Raw genomic sequence first — 19486 nt, 5'->3', positions numbered from 1 at the left:
CTGCACCACATCGTCCACAAACGTAAAATCACGCCGCATATCACCATTAATGCCACTGTTGCAAACGGCTTTATCTCTATCGGTGGCAATTGTAAATGATTGTCTGTGTGCGCAAGTATTTTAAGTCACCGTTGTGACCTTTTTTGCAACAGCCGCCTGACGCCCCAATCCCGGCATCAGAATTTCTCCATGATTGCTTTTCAGCGCGTGCGGCTTCCAATCCAGCATAATGCGACTTATGGTCCCTATCGTCTGCCTATATGATCGCGGACGGAACTCGCCATATCTTCTTTTGTCCCATTCCAGGGTGGGCGCGACCCTGCTATTTCATGAAGCCAAGTCGTGATCGGAAATGAAGAACAATACAGAGAAGAAAAATACAGAAATGAAGAACGCTGCAAATGTAGAGATAGCCACAGATGTGGAGAATTCCGGTGTGAGCGGGCAAATGCGCGGATCTACGCGGCAGGGCGGCCCGGCGCAAAAATCAATGGGTTTGCATCGTATGCGAATGTTGATCTCCGCCCTGGCAATCGCGGCGATGAGCGCTGTTTGGTTCAACGTTGCGCCCGCCTCAGCCCAGGAACCGCAGCAATTCGGAGACTGGATCTTGCGCTGCGAATCTCGCGGCATCGACAAAGCCGATATCTGTTATCTCCACCAGACGATCAATTATTCGAAGGACGATGTGTCGGGCATGTTGCTCGACGTTAAGATTGGCGCACTCGGCGAAGGAAGAGAATTGTTTGCCCTGCTGATGCTACCGTTGGGCGTGAACTTCCAATCCGGGGTGGTCCTACAGGCCGATGCCGGCGATCCGACGCCCGTCACCATCCAGACCTGTACCAATGAGGGGTGCCGTTCGGTGGCCCCGGTATCCACCGACCTGCTCTGGGGATTTCGTCAGGGCAAGGTTCTCAAGGTCGGCTTTATCCCGTTTGGCGGCACGCAGGTGGTCGTGGTGGAAGCCTCTTTGACCGGCTTTACGGCCGCCTATCGTATGCTCGAGCTTAAAACACAATAAACTAACTTCAGGCCGCGCCGAACGGGCGCTCTGTCTTAAGCGACAAGCAGGGCAGTCCGAGAAAAATTGTTGAGGGCCGTCTCGGTCAATTGCCTGATCACGAGACGGCGTTGCTCCGTATCGGCAATCTCTTTACCGTCGAGTTGAACGCCGAGAGCCCCCTTGCCGACTTGCTCAACCATGATTTGGCAAAGATCGTCGAGGCTGCGGGTGCCGTCCAAATATTCGATCAGGGTACGGGTGAAATGGTCGAGATTGATTTTCTCGTGCCGCGCATTGGTCGCCCAGCCCTGTTGCGATGTCTGATATCGCGCCAATCGCGACGCCGCGGGCGTCTCTGATATGTCGGAAACATAGTCGCCCTCTTCCGTGTTCAAGGAAATAAACCCCTTGAGGACCAACTGCAGGCCAATTTGTTCAAGCAGCCCACGCAACGCTTCGCGGTCGGTACCGGCAAAATTCTTTGTAATTCTATTGATCAAAACGTCGCTTTTGATCCGCCGCGGACTTTCGGACAACTGGCTGAACAAAACAGCCGCGTCTCTGGTGTGAGCAGTGAAGACCACCGTACCGACGGGATCACGAAAACGCGTGTCAGCGGCCTCGACCTTAACGTCTTCCGGGTCCGGCGTGATCGAACTCGACAGATAAAAATCGTGGATCAGTTCGCTTCGCAAATTGCGGTTTAGCGCAGTCGCTGAGGGGCAGACGATGCTGGACCGAAACCGTCGGTTGGTGATGAAATCCATATACTGTTCTTGGCGCAGGATGTCCGTCACTGCTTTCAGTTTTTCAGCGGCATTTGCCGGCATATTATCGACATACATTTGGGTGATATTGCTATCGCCTACATATTGCAGGCCGTGCTGCTCTAAAGCCGCCGCGAATTCATGGAAATAGAATGGGGTATTTTCGGCTTCCATGTGATCGTGCGCAATGTAGGCGACCGTTTGTTCGCTTAACATAGTGATTTCATTGTCAATGACGGCGCGGTAGGCGCTGCCTTCTGGGTTGTTGTCACGGACAAAGCGCAACAATTCCATGGCCTGACTGACTTTCTCAACCGGGTCTTCGAACAAATTGGCTTGGTAGAGCATCATCTCACGCAGGCTGCGGACCATGTTCCAACCGGGCAACGCATTGTAGCTGATAACGGCGAGACCGTTCTCGACCAAATGGGTCCGGCAAATTTCGAGAATTTGTTTGCGGGCGTCCTGATCGACCCAGGAATAGACACCGTGGCAGATGATATAATCGAACTTATCCAAGGGCGGGATGTCGGCGAACGGGCGGGCGATAAATTCAATGTTTTTTAGACCGAGATCCGAGACCGACTTGTCTGCCATCCCGATCTGGCGCTCGGAAGCATCGATGCCGGTGTACCGGCCGTCCGGATATTGAAAGGCCAGAGGGATCAGATTGCCGCCGCTGGCACAGCCCAATTCCAAAACCCGTGCGGTGCGAATATTAGGCGCCGAGACACCAAAAAGAGTCCCGACGGTATAGATATTGGCCGGCCGCGTCGCCGAATAAGGGAAGCTTTGATAGGGGACCGCGTCGTAGGTGAATGGGGTAGCAGAATTCATGAGTCCTAGCTTACCGATCGGCGCTCATCGCAATGAGGCGCATGTGATTGAACCGTTATTAAAACTCAAGCTAAATCCAGGCCCGGTCATACTCCGTGATAGCCCCGGTACCAGGCAACAAAGCGTGGAATTCCTTCGTCAATACTGGTTTTTGGTTCGAACCCGTGGTCACGCCTGATTGCGTCGATGTCGGCATAGGTTTCCTTCACATCTCCGGGCTGCATCGGCGCAAGTTCCTTTTGGGCGCTCCGACCAATCGCTTTTTCCAACAGCTCGACATAACGTAAAAGCGGCTCTGAGCGGTTGTTTCCAATGTTGTAAATACGGTGTGGTGCTGATACGCCGGCGCCAGAAGGCGGTGCATCTAATACCGTGAGAACGCCCTGCACCACATCGTCCACAAACGTAAAATCACGCCGCATATCACCATTGTTGAATATTTTTATTGGCTCACCAGAAAATATCGCACGGGTGAATATATAGGCGGCCATATCCGGCCTGCCCCAAGGCCCGTACACGGTGAAAAAACGCAAGCCCGTCAGGGGAATTCGGTACAGATGAGCGTAGACGTGGCCCATCAGTTCGTCGGCCTTCTTGCTCGCGGCGTAAAGCGATACAGGTGAATTCACAGGATCCGATTCCGAGAACGGCAGCGCCGTGCTGCCGCCATAAACGGAACTCGAACTGGCATACACCATATGCTCCAAATTCGGCAGCTGCCGGCAGATTTCAAGAATATTGAGCTGGCCGACGATATTGGTATTCACATAAGCGGCGGGATTGATAAGCGAGTAGCGCACGCCCGCTTGGGCGGCCAAATGAAGTACCGCACGCACGTCGCCAGCATCTGCAACCGCATGATTTAGCCCATCGACATCACATATATCCACCAACGCGAATTTGAAGCCGCCATGCTGCTGCAGCCGTGCGAGCCGCGCCTTTTTGAGCGCGACATCGTAGTAATCGTTGAGATTGTCTATACCAAACACGCTGTTGCCGCGTGCGAGAAGGGCCTCGCACATGTGATATCCAATAAATCCGGCGGCACCGGTGACGAAAATGGTCATCATTTCTCAATTGAAACAGGGGCTGATGCGAACGACGTGACGCGGCACGCGGATGGGTTCCGGTGTCACGCCACGCGCTAGGGGAAATCAACATACTTGCCGCGTAAAATCCAGTCCGACGGACAGGTAAATCCGCAGATTTATTGACAGCGGCCCGATTTCGCGCGAATAGCTCGTGGTCACCTGTCTCGCCCTCCGCAAATATTTGCGCCCAAGTTTCGGAGAACTTTATTGTGAGCCGCACATGAGCGCTATCGCCATCATCGGCCTCGGATATGTCGGCTTGCCGCTCGCTGTCGCTTTGGCGGAGAAACATGACGTCATCGGATTCGATATTGATGCGGGGCGAATTAGCGAATTGAACAGCGGGTATGACCGCACCGGTGAAGTTTCGCCCAAAATCCTCAATCAGGAGCGGGCCAAATGGCATACGAATTCCAATGCCATCAAAGGCGCAGAATTTTTCATTGTGACCGTGCCCACGCCGGTGGATGAAAATAACGAACCTGACTTGACCGCCATTATTGCTGCCTCTCAATGCGTCGGCAGGGAACTTCAGCCGGGCGCGATCGTGATCTACGAAAGCACCGTTTGGCCCGGCCTAACCGAGGAAATTTGCGCGCCTGAACTGGAGCGCGCTTCGGGGCTGAAATGTGGCACGGATTTTCATCTTGGCTATTCTCCGGAACGCATCAATCCCGGCGATAGCCAGCACACCCTGCGCACCATCACAAAAATTGTCGCTGGAGAATCGCCGGAAATCACGCAGCGGATCGCGGCGCTATATGGCTCAATCAATGACGGCAATATCCATATCGCGCCAAATATTCGCACTGCCGAGGCGGCGAAAGTCATCGAAAACGCCCAACGCGATATCAATATCGCTTTCGTCAACGAAATCGCGCAAATCTGCCACAAGCTCGATATTTCGAGCGCCGATGTGCTTGAAGCCGCTGGGACCAAGTGGAATTTCCTTAATTTCACCCCGGGCCTTGTCGGCGGTCATTGTATCGGCGTCGACCCTTATTATCTGGCGCATCGCGCCAAGCAGGCCGGCTACCCGCCAAAAATGATTCTCGCGGGCCGGGAAATTAACGACGGCATGGCCGAATTTGTAAGCAGCCAAATTTCTACTCGTCTGCCCGCGTCAGGAGCAAAAGTCCTGGTGCTCGGCCTAACCTTCAAAAAGAATGTGCCTGATCTGCGCAATTCCTTAGTGGCCAGAGTGGTCCACATGCTGCGGGCGAAAGGTCACCTCGTCGAGGTGCACGACCCTCATGCCAACCCCGGTGAGGCGCAAGCACTTTACGGCATCGAGCTGTTGGCGAATCTGCCCGACACAGCGCCCTACGATTGCGTCGTCGGTGCCGTGGCGCACGACGATTACACTATGTTAAATGCACCGCGCATCACCGGCCTGTTACGTGACGGCGGCTTGCTCGCCGATGTCGCTGGTATGTGGCGAAGCCTGACACTTGCCCCAGGGCTGCAGCGCTGGCAGCTTTGAGTTACAGTACGTCCACCCGCGCCAAAGGGGATACTCATGACACATGCTGAAAAAGACAATTCCGCGCCTGGTTTTGCCAAGCACCCGGGCTACCGGCTGGAACTGATGCCGTGCGCAAAACGGGTGCGGGTAAAATTTGGCGGCGAAACGATCATCGACAGCACGAATGCAGTACTGATGCTGGAGAACACCTACGTCCCCGTCTATTACTTTCCCTGGCAGGATTTTAAAGCCGAGTTTGCTGAGAAAACTACGCATCGCAGCCATTGTCCATTTAAAGGGGATGCCTCTTATTGGACATTGAAGGCAGGCGGCAAGACGGCCGAAAACGTGGTGTGGGGCTATGAGTCGCCTTATGACGAAGCGCAACAAGTAACCGGGCACGTGGCGTTCTATTGGAAAACCATGGATGGTTGGTACGAAGAAGATGAGGAAATACTTGTTCATGCGCGCGACCCGCATGTGCGGCTGGATATTTTGAAAAGCACGCGTCCGTTGCGGATTGAAATTGGCGGCATGGTCATTGCCGAGAGCAACCGCGCGCACTTTCTTTTCGAGACCGGCCTGGCGCCACGTCATTATATTCCGCGCGACGATGTGCGTATGGACCTGCTGAAGCAATCTGAGCGGCGAACGCGATGCCCGTATAAGGGCGAGGCGCAATATTTTTCATTTTCGAACGGTAGCAAAACCACCGACGACATTGCTTGGAGCTACGCCGCACCCTTGCCCGAAGCCGCGCCGATCGCCGACCATATATGCTTTCACAAACGATATGCGGACGGCATCTATGTAGATGGCGAGCGCCTGGACGTCTCACCTCCAGATTGAGAGCGCACGGGGTACGCTTGAGCACCCCATAGTCGAATTAGGCAGGCTGAATCAAACGGCTCGGAGCAATCCACCAATCGCCATGCTGCGCGCGCAGGATTTCCGCAGCCACAACAGCTTCGCCCGCGTCCTCGAACAAAGCAAAACAAGTGGCGCCACTACCGGACATTCTGGCGAGATGGCAGCCGGGTAGCTCACCCAACGCATGCAATACGTCGTCGATCACTGGCGCCAGCGCCTTTGCGGGAGTTTCGAGATCGTTCCGTCGCGCCGCCAATAATTCGGCGAAGGCGCCGACATCCTTCGGCGCTTCAGTAAAGCGCGCAGGAGCAGAATATGCGCCGCTTCGGGCACGAAACACATCCGGCGTCGCCACAGACACGCCGGGATTAGCTAGCACCAACGCGCAATCCGGCAATGCCGGCGCCGCGTCCAGCTTTTCACCGATACCGCCCGCAAAGCATGTTCTGCCGTGCAAGCACATCGGCACATCGGCGCCCAGAGAAAGCGCCAGAGTTTGCAGCGCATCCGAACTAATATTCAAGCGCCATAGTGAAATAAGAACGCGAAGCGCGGCCGCCGCATCGGAAGATCCGCCGCCGATACCTGCGGCAACAGGAAGCTGCTTGTCCAGGGTGATGCGCGTCGCAGGCTTAATATTTGCCAATTCAGCTAAGCACCGGGCTGCTTTTTCAACCAAATTTTGCCCGCCCGCTGATTTCAAATCAGCCGCAAACGGGCCATTCAAATGTAGTGAAAATTCTTTCGCCGGAGCTGCCGAAACTCGGTCAAACGGCGCCGCAAAAGCGATCAGGCTATCAAGCTCATGATAGCCATCGGCGCGTCGTCCGGTAACGTGAAGATAAAGGTTGAGCTTGGCGGGCGCTTCGGACGAAAAAAACCGTTCGGTGCCGCCCGTCACTGCGTTTCTTCGTGAGTGTCCGACAAGCCCTCTTTCAGCTTTTGCCGAATGAGAATAACCGCTTCCTCTTCGGCACCTAGGACCAAGGAGCGTTCCCACTGGAACCTGGCTTCATTTCGCCGGCCGACTTTCCAGTAAATATCGCCTAGATGGTCAGTAATGATGGGATCGTCGGCACGTAATTCCACGGCGCGCTCAAGTTGCTTTACGGCATTTTCAAAGTCACCCAATCGGTATTGCGCCCAGCCCAGACTGTCGACGATATATCCGTCAGTCGGGCGCAGCGCCACGGCGCGCTCTATCAAACCCATGGCCCGTTCCAAATTAATGCCCTGCTCGACCCAAGAGTAACCCAAATAATTCAACACCAGGGGCTGATCGGGTTGCAATTCCAGTGCATGAAGAAAATCCGCTTCGGCGCGCGGCCATTGTTTGGTGCGCTCCAACATAACGCCGCGCGAGTAGAAAAGCGTCCAATGCCGCGCATCGAATTCAGCGGTGCGACTGATCGCGATATCGTAGAACTTAACGGCTTCGTCAAAGCGTTCGTTTCGCCGTAACACGTCGGCCAAGGCGATCGCGGCGTCGGCGCGATTTATATCTGCGTCAACCATTTCGCTGAGTATATTCACCGCGTCGTCAACGCGCTCGACACTTGCCAAATCCGAGGCGGCGCGTAGCCGCGCTGACCAGGAATAAGGACTGCTCTTGGCAATGCCGCTGTAGGCCTTTATCGCGTCCTCGTAACGTTCCAGCACATCGAGGATTTCACCCACCAGGAGCCGGACGACGGAAAAATTAGGCCTGAGATGAAGCGCGAGATAGGCGTAAATCAAACCGGTATCACCGGCACTTTCGTTTGGAAGCGCGCTCGCCGCACCGAATAAAGCTTCGGCCATGCCCTCTTTGGCCGTCGAAACAATCGGCTTGGGGCGCACATCTGAATTGATCATGGACAGTATCGGTTCGAGCCAAGGTGAATCCGGGTGATTCTCGCTGTAACCCTGATAAACCGCATTTGCCTCATCGATACGCCCAGCACGCCGCAACGACGTGGCATAGGCGACCACCACCCGTAGCGTCCCGCCAGGAACTGCCGTCAAGGCAAGGCGATATTTCTCAGCCGAGAGGTCTTGCTGGCCAGCTATATCTGTCATCAGCGCGCCGTGATAGGCGTGATACATTTCGAAGTTCTGTTTGGCGGACAAAGGTTCGAGAGCGGAAAGCGCGGCATCGAAATTGCCACGGCCCAATTCCACCCATCCCTCCAGAATAGGTGCCATCAACTCGTAGATACCGTCGCGATCTAAATCCCTTACCCTCAGCAACGCGGCATCAAGGCGGCCATCCGCAACCGCAGCGACAATCAAAATCAGCTGACCGATCTTGGATTTGGGATCGAGCTCGACCAAATGCCTGGCCAGCGGTATCGCTTCATCGATTTGCCCGTTCTGAACGGTAAGGGCCAGCGCTCGCTGCACGAGAGCGCGGTTCTCATAGTCCTCCGCCAGCACTCGCCGATAAAATTTTGCCGCCGAGGCAACGTCGCGCTCTTCGTAGGCGAAGCGGCCAGCGAGATAATTGCCGGGCAGGTCGCTATAGCCGGGATGTTCTGTGCTCGGTTTTGGCGGTGCCGGATCAGGCGGCGTTTCAGCACCGGCATAGCCAGCCCCGGCGAATATGAGCGCTGCGAAGACGATCGCCGCTCGGGCAATCGTTCTAAAGAAGTTTCCGCGCCGATAAAGGCGGTATGAATGCATAGCCGTCATGAAAGCACTGTGCCGCGAAGTTTTTTTTCGGATCTGATCACCACCGCAGTCTAGCGTATCTCAGGCCTTACCGCCAACGCCCCTGTTCCGCACGAGCCAATCACAAATTCGCGCGCCAAACCGAATTACATGTTCGGATAGGTCGGTCCGCCGCCGCCTTCGGGGACCGTCCAATGAATATTTTGGGTCGGATCCTTGATGTCACAGGTTTTACAATGCACGCAATTTTGCGCGTTGATCTGCAAGCGTGGAGCGCCGGCGGTGTCCTCGACAATCTCGTAAACCCCGGCCGGGCAATAGCGCTGCTCCGGCGCATCGTAGAGCGCCAAATTATGACTGATCGGAACCGAATCGTCTTTCAGTTTGAGATGGCCTGGCTGGTCTTCTTCATGGTTGGTATTGGAGATGAACACGGAGGAGAGTTTATCGAATGTGAGCTTGCCGTCCGGTTTGGGGTAATCGATCTTGCGGCTTCGGGCGGCAGGTTTCAGGCTCTTGTGATCCTCATGATGGCCGAGGGTCCAGGGCAACACGCCACGGGTCCACAATTCGAATCCGCTGACCAATGTGCCGACGAGCAATCCCCAATGGAAGGCGGGGCGGCAATTCCTTACCTCTTTCAGCTCTTTGAAGATCCGAGATTTGCGAACGGCATTGGTATAGCCGGTTAATTCCTCTTGCCCGTCCGATCCCGCGCGCAAACTGTCAAACGCGGATTCAGCGGCCAACATGCCCGATTTCATCGCATTGTGGCTGCCTTTGATCTTCGGCACGTTCAGGAAGCCGGCGCTGCAACCGATCAGAGCACCGCCGGGGAAAGTCAGTTTGGGAATGGATTGCAATCCCCCCTCATTGATGGCGCGAGCGCCGTACGCAATGCGCGTACCGCCGCTGAGATGCCGTGCAATGGCGGGATGGGTCTTGACCCGCTGAAACTCGTCAAACGGAGAGAGATATGGATTTTCATAGTCGAGCGCGATGACCAGACCAATGGCCACCAAATTCTCTTCCAAATGATAAAGAAAGGTGCCGCCGTAGGTTTTTGAATCGAGCGGCCAGCCAAAACTATGCTGCACCAGTCCAGCACTGTGTTTGGCAGGGTCGATCTGCCATAACTCCTTGATTCCGATGCCGTAAGTTTGCGGCGCCACGCCGTCGCGGAGGCCGAATCGATCCATCAATTCCTGACTGAGCGATCCGCGCGCGCCCTCGGCGAATAGGGTGTATTTTGCGTGCAATTCAATGCCGGGCTCAAACGTCGATTTCTCAGTACCGTCTTTGGCGATACCCATATCGCCGGTAGCGACGCCTTTTACCCGGCCATCGTCATGAAAAAGCACCTCATTGGCAGCGAAACCTGGGTAAATTTCGACGCCGAGTTCTTCCGCCTGGGCCGCCAGCCAGCGGCAGAGATTACCCAAACTGATGATGTAATTGCCTTTGTTGTGCATTTGCGGCGGCAGCAGGAAATTTGGCAGCTTGAACGAGGCAGAGCGGCGTAAGAACAGAAAAATGTCCTTCTTCACAGGTGTGTTGAGAGGCGCGCCTTTTTCTTTCCAGTCGGGAATCAACTCGTCCAGTACCTGCGGCTCAAATACGGCACCCGATAGAATATGTGCGCCAACTTCCGAGCCCTTTTCGATCACCGTGACGTTGACGTCGTGATTTTTCTCCAAACCGAGTTGTTTGAGTTTGATGGCCGCCGCCAGGCCAGCCGGCCCGGCACCGACGATCACGACATCATATTCCATCGATTCTCGGGTCATGATTGGTTTCCGCTGCTGTGTCCGAACTTCACTTATGCGGCGATCCATCCCTTCGGTCAATTGCTGCCAGTACATGCATCGATCTGCTAAACTTGGATCCGTGAATCATACGGAAAACATGCGCGCCCTCCTCCAATGGTACATCGCCGCGGGAGTCGATGAGGCGCACGACGCCGAGCCGCGCAACCGCTTTGGCCTGCGTAGCCAACCCGAGATAATCGTTGAGCCGGAGAATTCAGCGCCACCGGCCGTTCCCGCCACGGTTGCCGTATCGAAGACCGCGCAATCGCACGGCGCCGCGGAGATCGCCGCCGCCTGCCGCACGCTGAGTGAACTGCGTGCCGGCATCGCCGCTTTCGACGGCTGCGCACTCAAACGAACGGCAACCAACACCGTCATTGGTGACGGCAACGAATCAGCGGGGCTCATGGTGATCGGCGAAGCGCCGGGTGCGGAAGAGGACCGTCAGGGCGTGCCATTTGTTGGCCCCGCCGGGCAATTGCTGGACCGTATGCTGGCAGCCATCGGACTCGATCGGAGCACAGTCTACATTAGCAATATCCTGCCGTGGCGGCCCCCAGGCAATCGCTCCCCGACGGCCGAAGAGATCGCCTTGTGCCAGCCCTTCATCGAACGCCAAATCGCGCTGGTTCAACCGCAAATTTTAGTTTTGGTAGGCGGAATCTCGGCCAAGGCTCTGCTAGACAAACGCGAGGGAATTACCCGCTTGCGCGGCACGTGGCGCGAAATCACGCCGGCTGGCATGACGCAACCGATCCCAACCATGGCGACTTTTCACCCCGCCTATGTGCTGCGCCAACCTTCGGCGAAACGCGAAGTGTGGCGCGATTTGCTCGCCATTCAAAAAAAACTGCGCGACCTCGGCCGATAAGGGGTTGATACCGACCAACCGTGATATTTGCCGGTTTTTGGCAAGTGATCTATAAAACTGCACTCAAGTTGACGATGATCACTGGCCGGGCGGCCGTGATCAGGAGCACGAAGGAGGCCTAAAAAGGTGCCGGGAAAAACCGGCGCGGGGGATTCTTTCTTCAGGACGTTCGGCATCATGTTGGGCGCTTGTCTGGCAGTATCGGCGTTGCTCTCGACGCCGGCCTTCGCGCAGAAAATCACTAATGCGACGGTCGAGATGGAAGAATTCCACCTCGCCGCCTTGTCGCAACCGACTCCACTGGACGCAGGGGCTATTGTCCTGCCCCCAGTGCTCGGCGAAAGCGACAGACAGCTCTATCGGCAGATATTTGCGCTGCAGGAGAAGGGCAATTTGGACGCCGCTGCCAAGCAAATCTCAGAGCTTAATGATAAGATATTGATGGGCCACGTATTGGCACAGAAATACCTTCACCCCACTGCCCATCGCTCGAAGTTTAACGAGCTGAAACTCTGGCTTGGCGAATATGCCGACCACCCCGATGCCCGCCGGCTCTACCGCCTAGCAATGAAACGCAAACCTGCCAGCGCCAAATCGCCCAAGTTGCCTGTTACGACAAAGGGGGCTGGGCTGTCCTCCGGCAAAAGCCAATACGCGTCGCCGCGCATTCCAGGACGCGGTATCAGCCGCGATCAACGCAATCGGCTGTTAGATTTGCAGCGCGATATGCGCGCGCGCATTCGTAGCGGCTGGCCGACCGGTGCGCGCCAAATTCTTGCCTCTAAACCTCATTCGGCGCTCGCAAGCGAGGCGGAGTATGATGCCTATCAGGCGCGCATTGCGTGGAGCTACTATCTCAACAACAAGGACGCGTTAGCCTTAGAATTGGCATCCGCTAGCGCCGAGCGCTCACGACAGCTTGTGCCCGGCGCGGATTGGACCGCTGGCCTCGCCGCGTGGCGACTGGGCCGGCTGGAAGAAGCCGTGGGCCATTTTGCCAAGCTCGCCCAATCGCTCAGTGCGTCGCCTTGGCTGATAACTTCGGGCGCCTATTGGGCGGCGCGCGGCGAGCTCCGCTTACGTCGCCCGCAGCATGTCTCGTCCTGGCTGAGGATTGCGGCTCAGGACCCGCGCACGCTTTACGGTCTTCTCGCGACCCGCGCCCTCGGCCTCAAACCGAATTTAAACTGGCGTTCATCCATATTAACGGAAGCCCATCTGGCCGTGCTGGACAACAGCGCGGCTATGCGGCGGGCGCGCGCGCTCGCCGAAGTGGGGCAGGGCGAACGGGCAGAACGGGAAATCCGGACACTTTGGCCGCGTGCCACCTCTGCATTGGCCAGCGCTATTTTGCCGCTGGTCGATCGGCTCGGATTGGCTGCGGTTCAAATTGCGCTGGGTACAGAATTAGGCAAGATCGACGGAGAGACCCACGACGCGGCGGCCTTTCCAGTACCCGGCTGGCAACCCGAGGGCGGCTATTCGGTTGACCGGGCTCTCATATTTGCGCTCATCCGCCAGGAATCAAAATTCAGGGCATCGGCAAAAAACCGAAGCGGCGCAACGGGATTAATGCAGTTGATGCCGGCCACAGCACGTTTCGCCGCACAGCAAGAGCGCATCAAGGGTGTGAATAGCCACACTCTCTTAAACCCTGAACTGAATATCGCCCTTGGCCAATCCTATGTGCAGCATTTGCTCACTCAAGATATGATAGACGGTAATATTTTTTTTCTCCTCTGCGCCTACAATGCAGGACCAGGAAATTTGAAAAAATGGCTGCCGAAAACCAATTTTGACGAAGATCCACTGCTCTTCATCGAAAGCATCCGTTCGCGCGAAACTCGCCAGTTTATTAGGCGCGTTATCGCTAATTATTGGATTTACCGCATGCGCCTGGGGCAGCCGACGCCATCTCTCGACGCCACCGCTTCGGGGCTGTGGCCAGGCTATGCGCCGCAGGAAAGGAGCTTCGCTGACAATGAGTAAAATATCCGGAGACGGGGAATTTCTGCCGGTCAATATCGCGCTTTTAACGGTTTCGGATTCGCGCACGCTTGCCGATGATAAATCCGGCGATGTGCTAGAGGCGCGGATAACTGAAGCCGGTCACAATTTGGTTGCCCGGCTTATCGTCAAAGATGAGCAGGCGCTTATTTCCGCACAATTGCGAATCTGGATCGCTAATCCTGAAATCGATACCGTGATCGCCACCGGCGGAACCGGGCTGACTGGCCGGGACGTCACGCCGGAGGCCTTCGCCGACGTCTATGAAAAGGAGATCAGCGGCTTCGGAGAATTATTCCGCCAGCTCAGCTATGAAACAATCGGCACCTCGACGATGCAATCGCGCGCCACCGGCGGCCTCGCCGGCGGCACTTACCTCTTTGCCTTGCCCGGATCGCCGGGCGCCTGCCGCGATGGCTGGGACAAAATCCTGAAAGCCCAACTCGATAGCCGGCAAAAACCTTGCAATCTGGTGGAACTGATGCCGCGCCTGCAAGAGCATCTCACCTGACGGGCAATTGACGGGCGATGAGGTGGTTAAGGCGAATATTTTTGTCGCCAACGCTGCTTATTTCAACATCATCAGCGGTGTTTATCCGCGGTATTTTCCGCATGAAGCGTCGGTTGCCGCTTTAGGCTTCGGCCAGCGCCCGTTCGATAGCGGGGACCGCCAGACCTAATTGTTTTTCCCGCGCCAACGCCAACAGGCGACGCAACTCCTCTTCGCCGTCCCGGTTGCCGCGTCCCCAATCCGCCAGAGCCCGCGACCAGGAGATATAGAAATTGCTCCATGGGACGGGTTCCGCCCGAGTGTAGGCTTCCAGCGCATTGGCGAAGCGTTCCGCGTCGGCCCACTCACCGGCGTTCAATGAGGCCTCCATGGCGTCGCGGTAAAACCAGAAATAATTGTGACTGACACAGCCGCGGGCGAGCACCGCTTGCGCTTCTTCAAAAGCAGTGTGTCGCTTGTCAGCGTCACCGCACAGGAATGCAAAAATGCCGAGGGCCAGCGGACCACAAAACGTAATGCCGGTTTCGCGGGAGATCTCTACGCCGCGTCCGGCAAGTTTGATGGTTTCGACCTTCTGCCCTTTTTTGGCCAGAATTCGCGCCTTGAAGGCAAGACACCAAGGCTCGAAACGGCGCACCGATGCGCGCGATAATTTCAGGCGCCTTCTCGATATCGCGAAGCGCACCCGCATTGTCGCCCAAATCCAATTTGGTATCGCAACTCATCAGCCCGATGACGTGCGGTCTTTGCAGGCCCAAGCGATCGGCCAAGCCAGGCACGGCAGCTGACGCCATCATCCGCAGCCAATTCACGGGCGCTTTCGAAGGCCTGTGTCGCTTCATTGATTTGGCCAAGTGTGTGCAGCATATCGCCCCTCAGCCAAAGCAATTCAAACGCGATGTCTGCTGCCGCAATGGTCGCAAAAACGGTGCCCGTCGGGATTTTCGCCCTGGCATTCGGCGCATCTCATACTTCGGCCTCTTGGCGCTGGCGCGCGCGCCACATCGCATGGTCAGCGCCGACATCTATATCGCTCAGCATATCCACCATGGCGACGGAGTAACTCTTCGGCAAGTTCGCCACCGTGTCGGCAAGAGCGCGAGGGCTCGACCAGGCAACATTGGCGAAGGGATTGGCACGGAGCGCACCGGGCGAAAGGCCAACCAGCCAAAAGCCGCCATCCTCGGCCGGTCCAAAAACCGCATCGGCGCGGCCGAGGGCGGCGAATGCCTTGGCAATGTGGCACGGCATCAGATCGGGGATATCGCTGCCCACAAGCACGGCCGGACCGGACGGCGCTCTCTCCAAGGCGCGCTGCATACGCTTGCCCAAATTTCCCGCGCCTTGCTTGACCACCGGGCAAGAGAGCGGCCAAAAGCGCTCGCGGCCATCAAAGGAATCGGGCGTTACGACGAGTTGGCAATGCCAACGGGGGTCACGCGCGAGGCGGAGGATGAGCCGGCGCGTGGTACGCCGATAAAAGCTCCAGGCTTCCGCGCCGCCGATGTCGCGCCCAAGCCGGCGCTTGACTTGCCCCAAACGGGGCGCTTTGACGAATATCAGGAGTGTTCGCGCCATCGCGAGGCTTAGCCGTAGAGCCGAACCAGAAAGCTCGATTTCACGCCCAGGAAAAACAAGGTGAGGCATACCAGATTGCGCGCCGAGCGGCGGATATATCCGGAGCGGCGATAGCGCTCTGCCGAAGTGAATGCCGCGGCGCCAAAATGGACGAATCGCCGGCGCCCGATGCGGCGCGCAATATCGACATCTTCCATAAGCAGAAGTGGACGAAAACCACCGACCACATCGTAAAAGCCGCGCCCGATCAAAAGTCCCTGATCACCATATGGCAAGCCCAATGCCCGCGACCGCCAGGCCGCTATGGTTTCTAGACGCCGCGCCGCCGGGGCGCGATCATTAAAACGCAGGCGAAATACGCCAGCGTGCTCGGCACTCTCGGCAACGGCCATAAACGCCTCAGCTTCGATCCGCCAATTTTCGCCTAAGATGGTGTCGGCATGTAGGAACAGCAGCCAATCGCCGCGGGCGGCATCGCCGCCAGCCGCCAGTTGCGCCCCTCGGCCACGTGCAACGGAAATAAGTTTGACGCCTTTCGCCTCAGCGATGGCGCAGCTGGCATCGCTGGACGCGCCATCGGCAACAACCACTTCGTAGTCAACGCCAACGAGTTGCGACTGAAGACTGTCTAGTGTCGCGCCTAACGTCGATGCCGCGTTAAAGGTGGGGATCACGACACTGAGCAATGCCCTCTCCATTCGTAAATCTAGCCGGCACCATGCCCGGAATCGTGGTCTGCGTCAAAATGTTCTTTATTTGTTCTATACCTTGGCTATGATGCGCTATGGGCAGCCTAGTCTATTCAAATAACCGAGATTCGGCAGGCAATCCCGTGGTGCGCGAGGCGCGCAAAGGGCGTGGTGCCGCGAGCAATAAGGCGGGACGCTACGAACGCCATGCCGGCGAGGCTTACGACGATGGCTGGGGCAGTCTTGAAGAGCCGCTAGACAAGCTGCAGACCATCGTTCAAGCGGATCACAGCCGTACCGCGATAACCCGCAACACCTCGCCAGATCTTGGATTTGATCGTTCGATCAATGCCTATCGTGGATGCGAACATGGCTGCGCTTATTGTTTCGCCCGGCCCACGCACGCCTTTCTCGGCCTCTCTCCGGGACAGGATTTCGAAAGCAAGATCTTTGCCAAGCATGACGCACCTACGCAATTGGCGCGGGAGTTGTCGAACCCGAGATATCAGTGCCGGATGATCGCGCTTGGCACCAATACAGACCCCTATCAGCCGACCGAACGTCGCCTTGAAATCACGCGCGACGTCCTTTCCGTTCTTTCGCAACATGAACATCCGGTGGGAATTGTCACCAAATCCGCCTTAGTAACGCGTGACATAGATATTCTGGAATCGATGGCGCGGCGCAATCTGGTCAAAGTTGTGCTCTCGGTTACCACGCTGGACAGCGAATTGGCACGGCGCTTGGAGCCGCGCGCCGCGACCCCCGCAAAACGCCTTGCCGCTATCCGCGCTTTGAGCGAGGCGGGAATTCCCACCGGCGTCAATTTTGCCCCTGTCATCCCGGCGCTCAATGAAAGCGAATTGGAGGCCGTCTTGGAAGCAGCCGCCAATGCGGGAGCGCGCGAAGCCGGATACATCCTGTTGCGCTTGCCGCTTGAAATCAAAGAATTGTTCGAGGAATGGTTGCTGCTGCATGTACCGAAGCGCGCCAACCACGTCATGAACCGAATTCGCGACATGCATGCCGGACAACTTTATCGCGCTGGCTTTGGATTGCGCCAGACCGGTTCAGGCCCGAGCGCCGAACTGCTCGCCCAGCGTTTTCGCTTGGCAAAGAAGAGGTGTGGACTGAACAACCCTGCTTTGCGACTCGACTCGAGTCGTTTTTGTCCGCCACCAAAACAAGGCGATCAGCTTACGCTATTGTAACTCAATAATTTAAAGGCGAAGGCTAACTTTTGACATAAATATGTGGCACGATCTGCCTCATATGCTGGTCCATTCCGAACTTGGCCAATTGGCCGTCGTCGCCTTGGCAGCTCTTTTGTGCGGCCTCGGTTTCGCGCGCTTCAAGCAACCCGCCATCGTCGGCTATATCTTGGCTGGCGTCATACTTGGCCCCAGCGCCTTGGGACTGGTGGAGAATCGCGACTGGGTCGCGATGCTGGCCGAGCTCGGCGTGCTTCTGTTGCTGTTCGTCATCGCCATGAAGCTATCCTTGCGCGCCTTTCGCACAATCTGGAAAGTCGCCCTCATGGCGGCGGCGATGCAAATTGCCATCGCCACCGTGATCACCCTCGCTCTCTCAAGACTTTTCGGCTGGCCGCTGGAACTCGCGGTGCTGCTCGGTTTCGTCGTCAGCCTATCGAGCACGGCGGTGGCCATAAAAATGCTGGAAGAAATTGGAGAACTGCGGAGCGAGACCGGCCGCATCGTGGTCGGCGTCTTGATAGCCCAGGATCTGGCAGTGGTGCCAATGCTGTTGCTCCTGAACGGCATGGCGGCAGAAGGCGGCTTGGATTGGAGCACGATTCCGGTATTTTTCGCCGCCATCGGCTTGCTTGCGACGCTCATCTGGTATCTCAGCCGGCGCGAAAAGCTGAACCTTCCGTTCAGCGCCCTGGCTCAGCAGCACCGGGAGATTGTGCCCCTTGCGGCGCTTGGCTGTTGCCTGGCGCTCGCCGCGATTTCAGATTTCATAGGACTTACCGCGGCCTTTGGGGCCTTTATCGCCGGCCTCGTGATAGGCTCGACACATCAGCGCCGCGAAATGATCCGCGCCACCGAACCGATTCAGGGCGTCCTCGCGATGGTCTTCTTCCTGTCGATCGGACTGCTCATCGATCTTGCATATATTTGGGAGAATTTGGCCACGGTGCTCGTCCTTCTCGTCTTCGTGCTGTTGGTGAAATCGGGCGTGAACGTGGTCATCCTGCGAATTCTTGGCGAGCCTTGGCCGCGCGCTTTTTTGGCCGGTATTTTGCTTAGCCAGGTCGGCGAGTTTTCCTTCGTGCTTGCTGGCGCCGGCGTCGCCCTGGCGGCGGTCGGAATCGAAGGGCACCGATTAATCGTCGCGGTGATCGCGCTTAGCCTAATGGTGAGCCCGATCTGGCTGATGACAGCGCGGCGCTTGCAACATCTGACGGCAGGCGGAATTTGGCGCCTAGACGATTTGCTGCTCGGCATCTATGAAAAAGAGGCACGTTTGTTTGCACGCGGTTCCAGATTTGTGGCGCTGGCAGGCATGTCCATGTTCAAGCGAATGCGCGCTTATTCATGGCGCTCGGGAGTAATTTTTGTTGGCCTGACGCGCTTGAGAAACCGTCTCCAGGCATGGCGCGCGCGCCAGAACCCCATTAGTGGCGACGAAGCCGCAGCGCTCAACGGAGAGGTACTGCCGCCGAGGCGCCCAGCCGAAAAACGCCGTGCCTGATTTCTGTCTCGAGCGCGAATTGGGCGGCAGCGTCGCCGGCATCGATGAAGCTGGTCGGGGGCCGTGGGCCGGTCCTGTTCATGCCGCGGCGGTGGTTTTTCCGGCAGCCGGCCCTAGCGCCGCTCTGGCCGCGCGGGTGAACGATTCAAAACAGCTATCCAAAGCCCAACGCGAAGCGGTTTTTCCCGAACTGTTGCAAGCCGCGCTGGTTGGGCAAGGCCAAGCCAGCGTCGCGGAAATTGACGAATTAAATATTCTCGTCGCCACACATCTTGCCATGGCGCGCGCCGTGAATGCGCTTACCCTGCTGCCGGACGCGGCGCTGGTCGACGGCAATCGTGCCCCCGCCCTGCTTTGTCCCGTTCGATGTGTGGTCAGAGGCGACGCCAAGAGTTATTCCATCGCCGCGGCTTCCATCGTCGCCAAGGTAACGCGGGACCGATACATGACCGAGCTTGCCGCTCGCCATCCGGGATATTATTGGGAACGCAATTTCGGCTATGGCACTAAGCTGCATCGCCAAGCATTGGCACGGCTCGGCGTGACGCCGCACCACCGCCGGTCTTTCAAGCCGATCCGGATGCTCTTGGAAGAGTCTGCCGAATCAAAGGCTTGACGTGCC

At 56.9% G+C, this 19486-nt stretch carries 17 protein-coding genes; 9 read left to right on the top strand and 8 right to left on the bottom strand.

Annotated elements, in window-relative coordinates; genetic code table 11:
• Nucleotides 1-385: 385 nt before the first annotated feature.
• Complete coding sequence (locus tag O3A94_05035) at nt 386-1024, top strand: invasion associated locus B family protein (GenBank protein ID MDA1355618.1); 639 nt, start codon at nt 386-388, stop codon at nt 1022-1024.
• Nucleotides 1025-1059: 35 nt separating this feature from the next.
• On the opposite strand, the gene O3A94_05030 is transcribed toward O3A94_05035, so the two are convergent.
• Both O3A94_05030 and O3A94_05025 read right to left on the bottom strand, forming a co-directional pair.
• Nucleotides 1060-2610: a methyltransferase regulatory domain-containing protein gene (locus O3A94_05030; protein MDA1355617.1), complete on the bottom strand. Its 1551-nt coding sequence runs from the start codon at nt 2608-2610 to the stop codon at nt 1060-1062.
• 86 nt (nt 2611-2696) lie between these two features.
• Nucleotides 2697-3677, bottom strand: a complete 981-nt coding sequence (locus O3A94_05025) for a GDP-mannose 4,6-dehydratase (protein ID MDA1355616.1) — start codon at nt 3675-3677, stop codon at nt 2697-2699.
• A 244-nt stretch (nt 3678-3921) separates the two neighbouring features.
• Between O3A94_05025 and O3A94_05020 the strand changes: the two genes are divergently transcribed.
• Together O3A94_05020 and O3A94_05015 are read left to right on the top strand one after the other, a co-directional pair.
• The gene (locus tag O3A94_05020) at nt 3922-5184 is read left to right on the top strand and encodes a nucleotide sugar dehydrogenase (GenBank protein ID MDA1355615.1); all 1263 of its coding nucleotides are present in this window, start codon (nt 3922-3924) and stop codon (nt 5182-5184) included.
• Between the two features lie 36 nt (nt 5185-5220).
• Nucleotides 5221-6015, top strand: a complete 795-nt coding sequence (locus O3A94_05015; GenBank protein ID MDA1355614.1) for a DUF427 domain-containing protein — start codon at nt 5221-5223, stop codon at nt 6013-6015.
• Between the two features lie 37 nt (nt 6016-6052).
• Here the strand turns inward: O3A94_05015 and O3A94_05010 are convergent, their stop codons facing one another.
• From O3A94_05010 to O3A94_05000, 3 genes are all read right to left on the bottom strand, one after another.
• A complete protein-coding gene (locus O3A94_05010) occupies nt 6053-6937 on the bottom strand; it encodes a 4-(cytidine 5'-diphospho)-2-C-methyl-D-erythritol kinase (protein MDA1355613.1) in 885 nt (294 codons plus the stop codon).
• Nucleotides 6934-8706 (bottom strand): tetratricopeptide repeat protein, encoded by a 1773-nt coding sequence (locus O3A94_05005; protein ID MDA1355612.1) that lies wholly within the window; start codon nt 8704-8706, stop codon nt 6934-6936. The genes O3A94_05010 and O3A94_05005 overlap by 4 nt, the downstream gene beginning before the upstream one ends.
• A 125-nt stretch (nt 8707-8831) precedes the next feature.
• Complete coding sequence (locus O3A94_05000; GenBank protein MDA1355611.1) at nt 8832-10472, bottom strand: electron transfer flavoprotein-ubiquinone oxidoreductase; 1641 nt, start codon at nt 10470-10472, stop codon at nt 8832-8834.
• A 118-nt stretch (nt 10473-10590) separates the two neighbouring features.
• Between O3A94_05000 and O3A94_04995 the strand changes: the two genes are divergently transcribed.
• From O3A94_04995 to moaB, 3 genes are all read left to right on the top strand, one after another.
• Nucleotides 10591-11364, top strand: coding sequence for a uracil-DNA glycosylase (locus O3A94_04995; protein ID MDA1355610.1), 774 nt, complete (start codon nt 10591-10593; stop codon nt 11362-11364).
• Between the two features lie 126 nt (nt 11365-11490).
• Nucleotides 11491-13353, top strand: a complete 1863-nt coding sequence (locus O3A94_04990) for a lytic transglycosylase domain-containing protein (protein MDA1355609.1) — start codon at nt 11491-11493, stop codon at nt 13351-13353.
• Nucleotides 13346-13882, top strand: coding sequence for a molybdenum cofactor biosynthesis protein B (moaB, locus tag O3A94_04985; protein ID MDA1355608.1), 537 nt, complete (start codon nt 13346-13348; stop codon nt 13880-13882). The genes O3A94_04990 and moaB overlap by 8 nt, the downstream gene beginning before the upstream one ends.
• Nucleotides 13883-14003: 121 nt before the next feature.
• Here the strand turns inward: moaB and O3A94_04980 are convergent, their stop codons facing one another.
• The 3 genes from O3A94_04980 to O3A94_04970 form a co-directional block, all read right to left on the bottom strand.
• On the bottom strand, nt 14004-14573 hold the full coding sequence (locus tag O3A94_04980) for a hypothetical protein (GenBank protein ID MDA1355607.1): 570 nt from the start codon (nt 14571-14573) through the stop codon (nt 14004-14006).
• 275 nt (nt 14574-14848) lie between these two features.
• Nucleotides 14849-15460: a TIGR04282 family arsenosugar biosynthesis glycosyltransferase gene (locus O3A94_04975; GenBank protein MDA1355606.1), complete on the bottom strand. Its 612-nt coding sequence runs from the start codon at nt 15458-15460 to the stop codon at nt 14849-14851.
• An 8-nt stretch (nt 15461-15468) separates the two neighbouring features.
• Nucleotides 15469-16146: a TIGR04283 family arsenosugar biosynthesis glycosyltransferase gene (locus O3A94_04970; protein ID MDA1355605.1), complete on the bottom strand. Its 678-nt coding sequence runs from the start codon at nt 16144-16146 to the stop codon at nt 15469-15471.
• A gap of 98 nt (nt 16147-16244) precedes the next feature.
• Here O3A94_04970 and O3A94_04965 point away from each other — a divergent pair, with 98 nt between their 5' ends.
• Genes O3A94_04965 through O3A94_04955 form a run of 3 tightly spaced genes read left to right on the top strand, consistent with a single transcriptional unit; the run spans nt 16245 to nt 19480 of the window.
• Entirely contained in the window at nt 16245-17360 is a 1116-nt protein-coding gene (locus tag O3A94_04965) for a PA0069 family radical SAM protein (GenBank protein MDA1355604.1), read from the top strand.
• 40 nt (nt 17361-17400) lie between these two features.
• Nucleotides 17401-18864: a cation:proton antiporter gene (locus tag O3A94_04960; GenBank protein ID MDA1355603.1), complete on the top strand. Its 1464-nt coding sequence runs from the start codon at nt 17401-17403 to the stop codon at nt 18862-18864.
• Nucleotides 18857-19480, top strand: a complete 624-nt coding sequence (locus O3A94_04955; GenBank protein ID MDA1355602.1) for a ribonuclease HII — start codon at nt 18857-18859, stop codon at nt 19478-19480. The genes O3A94_04960 and O3A94_04955 overlap by 8 nt, the downstream gene beginning before the upstream one ends.
• Nucleotides 19481-19486 lie beyond the last annotated feature (6 nt).

This window comes from Pseudomonadota bacterium (assembly GCA_027624955.1).
GTDB lineage: Bacteria > Pseudomonadota > Alphaproteobacteria > UBA828 > UBA828 > PTKB01.
This window is presented reverse-complemented; position numbering and strand designations above follow the sequence as displayed.

Coding starts and splice junctions, on each gene's coding strand:
- O3A94_05035 (MDA1355618.1), top strand. CDS start 386: ATGAAGAACGCTGCAAATGTAGAGATAGCCACAGATGTGGAGAATTCC.
- O3A94_05030 (MDA1355617.1), bottom strand. CDS start 2,610: ATGAATTCTGCTACCCCATTCACCTACGACGCGGTCCCCTATCAAAGC.
- O3A94_05025 (MDA1355616.1), bottom strand. CDS start 3,677: ATGACCATTTTCGTCACCGGTGCCGCCGGATTTATTGGATATCACATG.
- O3A94_05020 (MDA1355615.1), top strand. CDS start 3,922: ATGAGCGCTATCGCCATCATCGGCCTCGGATATGTCGGCTTGCCGCTC.
- O3A94_05015 (MDA1355614.1), top strand. CDS start 5,221: ATGACACATGCTGAAAAAGACAATTCCGCGCCTGGTTTTGCCAAGCAC.
- O3A94_05005 (MDA1355612.1), bottom strand. CDS start 8,706: ATGACGGCTATGCATTCATACCGCCTTTATCGGCGCGGAAACTTCTTT.
- O3A94_05000 (MDA1355611.1), bottom strand. CDS start 10,472: ATGACCCGAGAATCGATGGAATATGATGTCGTGATCGTCGGTGCCGGG.
- O3A94_04995 (MDA1355610.1), top strand. CDS start 10,591: ATGCGCGCCCTCCTCCAATGGTACATCGCCGCGGGAGTCGATGAGGCG.
- moaB (MDA1355608.1), top strand. CDS start 13,346: ATGAGTAAAATATCCGGAGACGGGGAATTTCTGCCGGTCAATATCGCG.
- O3A94_04980 (MDA1355607.1), bottom strand. CDS start 14,573: ATGCGGGTGCGCTTCGCGATATCGAGAAGGCGCCTGAAATTATCGCGC.
- O3A94_04975 (MDA1355606.1), bottom strand. CDS start 15,460: ATGGCGCGAACACTCCTGATATTCGTCAAAGCGCCCCGTTTGGGGCAA.
- O3A94_04965 (MDA1355604.1), top strand. CDS start 16,245: ATGGGCAGCCTAGTCTATTCAAATAACCGAGATTCGGCAGGCAATCCC.
- O3A94_04960 (MDA1355603.1), top strand. CDS start 17,401: ATGTGGCACGATCTGCCTCATATGCTGGTCCATTCCGAACTTGGCCAA.